Source organism: Pseudidiomarina halophila (genome assembly GCF_003987215.1).
Classification (GTDB): Bacteria; Pseudomonadota; Gammaproteobacteria; order Enterobacterales; family Alteromonadaceae; genus Pseudidiomarina; species Pseudidiomarina halophila.
In genome coordinates this window covers 649,269-656,066 of sequence record NZ_PIPW01000002.1, presented here as the reverse complement: position 1 = coordinate 656,066, position 6,798 = coordinate 649,269, and the positions used below count along the sequence as shown (strand labels likewise).

The 6,798-nt window shown below is 43.5% G+C and carries 6 protein-coding genes; all 6 read right to left on the bottom strand.

What is annotated here, in order from left to right; genetic code table 11:
• Positions 1–105: 105 nt before the first annotated feature.
• Genes CWI69_RS09120 through wecC form a run of 6 tightly spaced genes read right to left on the bottom strand, consistent with a single transcriptional unit; the run spans position 106 to position 6,731 of the window.
• On the bottom strand, positions 106–1,695 hold the full coding sequence (locus CWI69_RS09120; protein ID WP_157984264.1) for a D-glucuronyl C5-epimerase family protein: 1,590 nt from the start codon (positions 1,693–1,695) through the stop codon (positions 106–108).
• A 30-nt stretch (positions 1,696–1,725) separates the two neighbouring features.
• The gene (locus CWI69_RS09115; RefSeq protein ID WP_126763876.1) at positions 1,726–2,535 is read right to left on the bottom strand and encodes a glycosyltransferase; all 810 of its coding nucleotides are present in this window, start codon (positions 2,533–2,535) and stop codon (positions 1,726–1,728) included.
• 17 nt (positions 2,536–2,552) lie between these two features.
• On the bottom strand, positions 2,553–3,311 hold the full coding sequence (locus CWI69_RS09110; RefSeq protein WP_241971076.1) for a WecB/TagA/CpsF family glycosyltransferase: 759 nt from the start codon (positions 3,309–3,311) through the stop codon (positions 2,553–2,555).
• Positions 3,271–4,404 (bottom strand): non-hydrolyzing UDP-N-acetylglucosamine 2-epimerase, encoded by a 1,134-nt coding sequence (gene wecB / locus CWI69_RS09105; RefSeq protein WP_126763875.1) that lies wholly within the window; start codon positions 4,402–4,404, stop codon positions 3,271–3,273. The genes CWI69_RS09110 and wecB overlap by 41 nt, the downstream gene beginning before the upstream one ends.
• Positions 4,401–5,453 carry a glycosyltransferase family 4 protein gene (locus tag CWI69_RS09100; protein ID WP_126763874.1) on the bottom strand — a complete coding sequence of 351 codons (1,053 nt, stop codon included), beginning with the start codon at positions 5,451–5,453 and terminating at the stop codon, positions 4,401–4,403. The genes wecB and CWI69_RS09100 overlap by 4 nt, the downstream gene beginning before the upstream one ends.
• Before the next feature lie 9 nt (positions 5,454–5,462).
• Complete coding sequence (wecC, locus tag CWI69_RS09095) at positions 5,463–6,731, bottom strand: UDP-N-acetyl-D-mannosamine dehydrogenase (RefSeq protein ID WP_126763873.1); 1,269 nt, start codon at positions 6,729–6,731, stop codon at positions 5,463–5,465.
• Between the last annotated feature and the right edge of the window lie 67 nt (positions 6,732–6,798).

Sequence of the window (6,798 nt, the reverse complement as noted above, 5' to 3'; positions counted from 1 at the left end):
TAATTTTATCGAGATGTTTTACAATCCAAAAAAACGTCATTCTCATACAGGCGGCGTATCGCCAGCTAACTTTGAAAAGGCGTACTTTGAAAATCTACAGACTGTCTAGTGAAAGCTGGGAAGTCCAATAATCTCAGGGCAGTCAGATAGTTTCAGTTCTGTCTTATAGACATAAGTAGATGACTGATAACCGTTCACGTCATAATGAAAAGTAGTAGTGGTTTCAGCGTCTATCAGATTTTCCATCAAAATTTTACGCTGCACTCCGTCGCATTCAAATACAGAAATACTACTCGGCAAAGTATTCTCTCGTAATGACGTCAAACGAATTTCATTAATATCTAAAGATCCTGTTGAGCCATTATTAAGCGTTAGCTTAACTGTCGTTGGCGTTTGAACCGATGACCAATATCGACGCCAAGTCCAATTAGAATCCGTTAAATAGTTTGGTCCGTGTGTTTCCGCTGAAACACTCGAACTAACCTGAACGTCAGTGATTTTTAATGAAGGTCCTGCGAGCATGCCAAAAGCCGTTAAGCCACCGGTGTCATAACTTAAAAATTTCTTAAGATAATCTAAAACCCAAGATTCTCGAGTCACCGTATATAACCATGCTAACTGTGAGATATGAATTTCATGGTACAAATCTCCGTTACCACCACCTTTAGTTGACGCAATCTGATTTAAGTGAGAATAATCATAACGAGTCGTGAAACCAAGGTCGTAAAGTGAAATGACGTTTTTTAGTGATTCTAATCCTTGTTCAAATGCTTGATGTGCAGTTTCACTCCCACTCAAATCCCATACGTCATACAGACCCGCCATCGCAAACAAAAATCCATTTAAAACATTCGCCGGGCGATCTTCAGAACCATATTCTTGATAAAATCTATGCCCCTCAAAATCTGCAAAAACACCTTTTTCTTCAACGGGATAATTGAAAGCAGATAAAGCATCCGACATAGTATTAAAATATGTCTCATCCTGAGTTAGCGCGTAAGCAGATAAAAGCACTGTTATCGCTTGCCCTTGAGCCATAGCAGAAGTCCAATTATCAGGAAGGCTATAGGCTGGAATGTCGAAAGTTGCCTGCCAACTACAAAAACCATATGCGGTATAAACGCAGTTATCCCGAAGCCAATCTGCCATAGCTAGGAATTCTTGAGTTTCAGCGCCAGGCAAATTGTTAGCGCGGATATACTGATAATATACCTGTGCAATCTTAGATATATAAACATGGAAGTAAACTTGCTCATCACCGTAGACAAATAACGGGACGCCATTAGCATCTCTCGGAGCGTTTGCGTGCTTTTCTATACGGCCGCTCTCTAGTGGATACGATCGAGGCAAACTATAGAAAATGGGAGGCTCCAGATTCTTTACTAGTAGACTCCGGGTAACTGATTCGCCGTCCTGAAGGTTTACCGTTATTAACATCTCGTCATCAGAAACTACATTTGGTGCAACGAACTCAACGTGAGCATCTGAATCATCAAGACGAAACGCACCACCAACATCCAATGTTATTCCTTGCGGAGCATCTTCAACTTTCACTAAAACTCGACTTCCTTCTTCAATTATATCCGGTGCAATAATCTTTAATTGAGTAACCTTGTCTTGTCTATCATCGTCTCCTGACTGACATCCAAACAAGCTGAAAGAAATCAAAATTGTATAGATCCATTTAATCTTCATGTTTATATCCGATTGCATCTTTTCATTAAATTAACGATGCTGAAGAAGGTAGAAACGAGCTGCTAGCGAGTGCCATAAATAAGCCAACGATACCTTTTTTCTCATTCGCGCTAGACGTCGCTTCGCTAGAGTATGTAAGTGAGAAGGCTTCATCATGTGTCCATGTTTTTCAAGAAATTGATCAAAACCTTTTACCGAATTAGAACTCGATGAAATTCGTTCTTGTCCATGGGCTACATGAACATTCATCAATGGCTCACCAATTCTTCTAGCCTTTCCGAATCGACACACTAATCGAAAATAACAGTCATAATCCTGGAGCGCTACAAAAGCTTCATCGAAGCCCCCAATTGCTAAAAACTTTTCCTTAGTCGTTAACACCTGGCTACTTGCATTATTAGTATATAGCTCCGTGTCCGGCGACATAATGAGATCGGTCGCCAAAATCGGTTTAGCTTTTTTTTCAGTGACCCAGTATGCACCAGAGGAAACATAAGCATATTCTTCCGAGTAAGCAGCAATCATTTTCTCAAGCCGCTTCGGCAAAAATTCATCGTCGTCATCAAGCCCAGTCACGAATTTTCCGCTGGCAGCATTGATCGCCTTATTCCGACTTGCGCAAGCTCCGATACTTTCTTCGTTGTGAATCACACGAACCTTCGGATTTTTATCACATAGATCGTTTAAGTAACTGGCGGTTTCATCTGTGGAGGCATCGTTTACAACGATTAATTCCCAGTCAGCTAACGTCTGTGATTCTACAGAAGCAATCGCGCGCTTTAATAACGACAAGCGGTTCTTGGTTGGCATATAAACCGTAACTAACGGCTGATGACTCATGATATATCCTTTTGAAATTACAGCTTCCCACGCATATCAGCGAGCAGATATTTAACTAAGTTTCGTTGACGTAGAATGCGACGAGGTTGGCTCAGTAATCGATAAAGCCACTCGATGTGCAATCTACATGCCCAATTAGGGGCCCGCTTTACGACTCCTGCATATACGTCAAAAGAGCCGCCCACGCCTTGATAAAAAGCAATTGGATAGGCTTCTTGCATACGATGAATGAGTTTCTCTTGTTTTGGCGAGCCCATCGCTACGCTGACAATTCTCGGCTGTGTTTCTCGTAACGCCTTAAAAAGTTCGTTTTCGTTAAGTGAATAACCATCACAGGCATATACCACGTTAACGCCAAGCGCCCTGAGCGATGAAACCACCTTTTCGTTTATCTCCGGTCTTGCACCAAGCAACATCACAGGCGTCGAAAATCTTGCACTTCTATGCATTAACGCTTGCCATAACTCACAACCTGGAATACGGATATTCTCTATACCCTTGCGACGAATAGTTCTTACTACGCCGATTCCATCGGCATAGCGCAACGTTGCTCGCTCAATGGCGGTGCGCAGCTCCTGATCTTCTTTTGCGAGCATCACTTTTTCCGGATTAATTGCAATTGCTGATCCTGATATCACATGTCCATCGTTCAATACATAAGCTATCGCTTCTTCCATTGACCGAAATGGCTGAACAGGAACATCTCCGACCCTTACTTCACTTGTCATATTTTCATTATCCTTTGAATTCTTCCAACGCTTTAACGATGCGTTCACAGGCTTTTCCATCGCCATAAGGGTTTTGTGCAATACTCATACGAGCATATTCATCTTGATCAGTTAAAAGCTGTCGCAACCCTTTTTCAATATTATCTTGTTCCGTACCAACCAGTTTAACCACACCCGCGCTAACTGCATCTGGACGTTCTGTGGTGTCGCGCATGACTAAAACGGGTTTACCCAGCGAAGGGGCTTCCTCTTGAATACCGCCAGAGTCCGTCAAAATTAAATAACTTCGTTGCATCAAATAAACAAAAGGAAGATAGTCTTGTGGTGATATTAGGTGAATCCGCGGGTGACTTGCCAGTAACTCACGGACGGGCTTCTGTACATTCGGATTTAAATGGACCGGGTACAGAAACTCAACGTCCTCAAAGCTGTCTGCAATCGAACGAATCGCACGACAAATGCGCTCAAAACCGCCACCGAAACTTTCCCGGCGATGCCCTGTCACCAAAACTAAACGCTTGGAGTCATCCAGAAAATTAAATCGCTCATCCAACCGCACGCGCAAGCCGGTATCGTTTTTAAGTAACGCCACAACATCAAGCAAGGCATCGATAACAGTATTGCCAGTTTGCACAATCGCATCTTCGGAATAACCTTCGTTAACAAGAGCGTCTACAGCCGAAGCTGTGGGTGCAAAATGCAGATTTGTTAAGACTGCTGTCAGCTTGCGGTTTGCCTCTTCGGGCCACGGCGAGTATATATTCCCCGTTCGCAGTCCTGCTTCCACATGCCCGACTTTATATTGACCATAATAAGCTGCAAGTGACGTAGCAAATGTCGTTGCGGTATCCCCATGAACTAAAACGAAATCTGGTTGCAGACTGTCTAAAATAGGCTTTAGTCCGCTTAAAATAGCATTGGTGATTTCATGAAGCCCCTGACCTGGCTTCATAATATTCAGATCAAAATCTGGTGTAATGGCGAACAGCTCAAGGACTTGGTCCAACATTTCGCGATGTTGTGCCGTGACGCAGACTTTGCAGTCGATGTATTTATTCGATTGTAACTTTTTTACTAATGGCGCCATCTTTATAGCTTCAGGCCGAGTCCCGAACACCACTAATATTTTCTTTTTTGTCATTTTCGCTGTCTTACTATGCTTTCGTTAAATTGAATAAACGATTCCGCCAAAGTTTCACTAACGTAATTCTTTAAAACATGTTGTTTGCCATTGTGTGCGAATTGAGCGCGGTTTGCATAGGCTTTTTGAATTGCCACAGCAAGCGTGGCTGGCGAAACGTCATTTACCAGCACTCCCGTTTCATCGTCCAGGACAACATCAGGAACTGCTCCTTGACGCAGAGCAACGACTGGAAGGCCTGCTGCCATCGCCTCGATAAATCCCATACCAAAGGAGTCATAACGCGAAGGGAGACAAAAGACATCCGCTTGTTCAATAACAGCTAACTTCTTATCGTAATCAACCCAGCCAAGAAACTTAACACGACTGGATAGTTGTAATTTTTTAACCTGTTGCTTTAATTCGTCTTCATGAGGACCACTTCCTGCAACCGTAAGAACATAGTATTCGGGAAGTCTCTTTAATGCATGAATGACATCGGCTACGCCTTTCTGTTCGAGCAGTCTAGCCATTGCCAATATATTTATTTCACCACCTGTCTGTTTATCTATTGCAGGTTGATGAGCAATATTTTCAAGTTCTACACCAAGAGGATTGCCGATCACAGCAATCGGACAATTAAGAGGCCCTAACTTTCTTTCGAAAAGTCTCTGCCACCAGGGCGTTAAAACGAGAACTCCGTCGGCGCTACGAAGCATCAAACGAATCAGAAGGCGCCCCCATCGACTCAAAAGATACGCTTCCATTTTTGCACTGTGGAAATGGTAAATCACCTTGCCACCCGATCGCTTTACTGCCAGGGCAAGCAACCACTTGCGAAATAAGGAAAGCCAAGGACCACAATGAAGCCAAGCAGTATCTTCAGGCGTAACCTCCTTTCGGAGCGTCCTATATGCGGAAAGGAAAAGTCGTCTTTTTTGATTCTCGCTGTGTGAACTCACCGTACGAAAGCCATACTTTTGGAGAACTCTCGATTGGGTGAACCCAACTAAAGCAGAGCTAATACCACCTTTGCCAACTTTAACCGCCGTGCTTACGATAAAAAGCATTCAATACACCTAATAATCCATTAAGCCGCGCGTATCGATCCATGCTAAATGATCAATTTCGCCCCGGCTAATAGCTTTAAATTCATCGTGGTCAACAAGTAAGACAGCTACATCTCCGTTTTTTAAACCGACGTCAATTTCAACCAAATCAGAATCTTTTATTGGATTTTGTTCTGCTTTTATATGTGGTTCAACTACGAAGGTTTTCCCCGTATGCTGCGCCGCTATCTCTTTCGCAATTGCTACTGCTGGACTTTCTCGTAAATCGTCAATATTTGGTTTAAATGACAACCCCAAACAGGTTACCGTTAGTTCTGAAACCGGCTTTTGTTTCTCTTTAGCCACACGGCTCAATGTCTCAAGCACTCGTCGAATCACCCACAACGGCTTACTATCATTTACTTCACGCGCGGTTCGAATAAGCTTTGCTGTATCAGGAGCAGAACTGACAATAAACCAGGGATCGACAGCTATACAATGACCACCAACACCCGGTCCTGGCTGTAAAATGTTAACGCGCGGATGACGATTCGCTAGGCGAATCAACTCCCACACGTTAATACCTAACTCGTCGCATACCAATGAAAGCTCATTCGCAAATGCGATATTTACGTCACGAAAGCTATTTTCTGTGAGTTTTGCCATTTCCGCGGTGCGAGCATTCGTTTTTAAGCAATTACCTTTTAGAAAAATTGCATAAAGATCGCCGGCAAGGTCGCTGGAGGCTTTCGATAACCCACCCACAATACGATCGTTCTGCACCAGCTCATCCATTACCTTTCCTGGCAGAACTCGCTCAGGACAATACGCGACAAAAATATCAGCGTCATCGCCGTGACTTTTTGGAAATTTAAGGTCCGGTCGCGCAGCCGCTAACCATTGCTCCATTTTTTCTGTGGTACCAACTGGTGATGTTGATTCAAGAACAATCAAGTTTCCTGCTTGTAAGACCGGCGCAATAGCTTTGGCAGCTGCTTTAATGTAGGTCAGGTCACCATCACGATTATCAGTAAAAGGCGTCGGGACAGCGATCACGAAGGCATCGGCCGCTTCAGGCTGTGTTGTTGCGCGAAGTTTATTTTCGGCGACCGTGTGACGCACAACTTCCTTCAAGCCTGGTTCGACAATGTGTATTTCACCTTTATTTATGGTGTCAACTGTTACTTGATTAATATCGACACCTATTACTTCGATGCCTTCGCGCGCAAAAATTGCGGCCGTTGGGAGACCAATGTAGCCCAACCCGATAACAGAAACTTTACTAAATTGTTTGCTCACAAAACTTCCTTGGCCGATCACTTCATGTTTGAATTGAGATTCTACAAAAGCGCTGTATTATACCCTA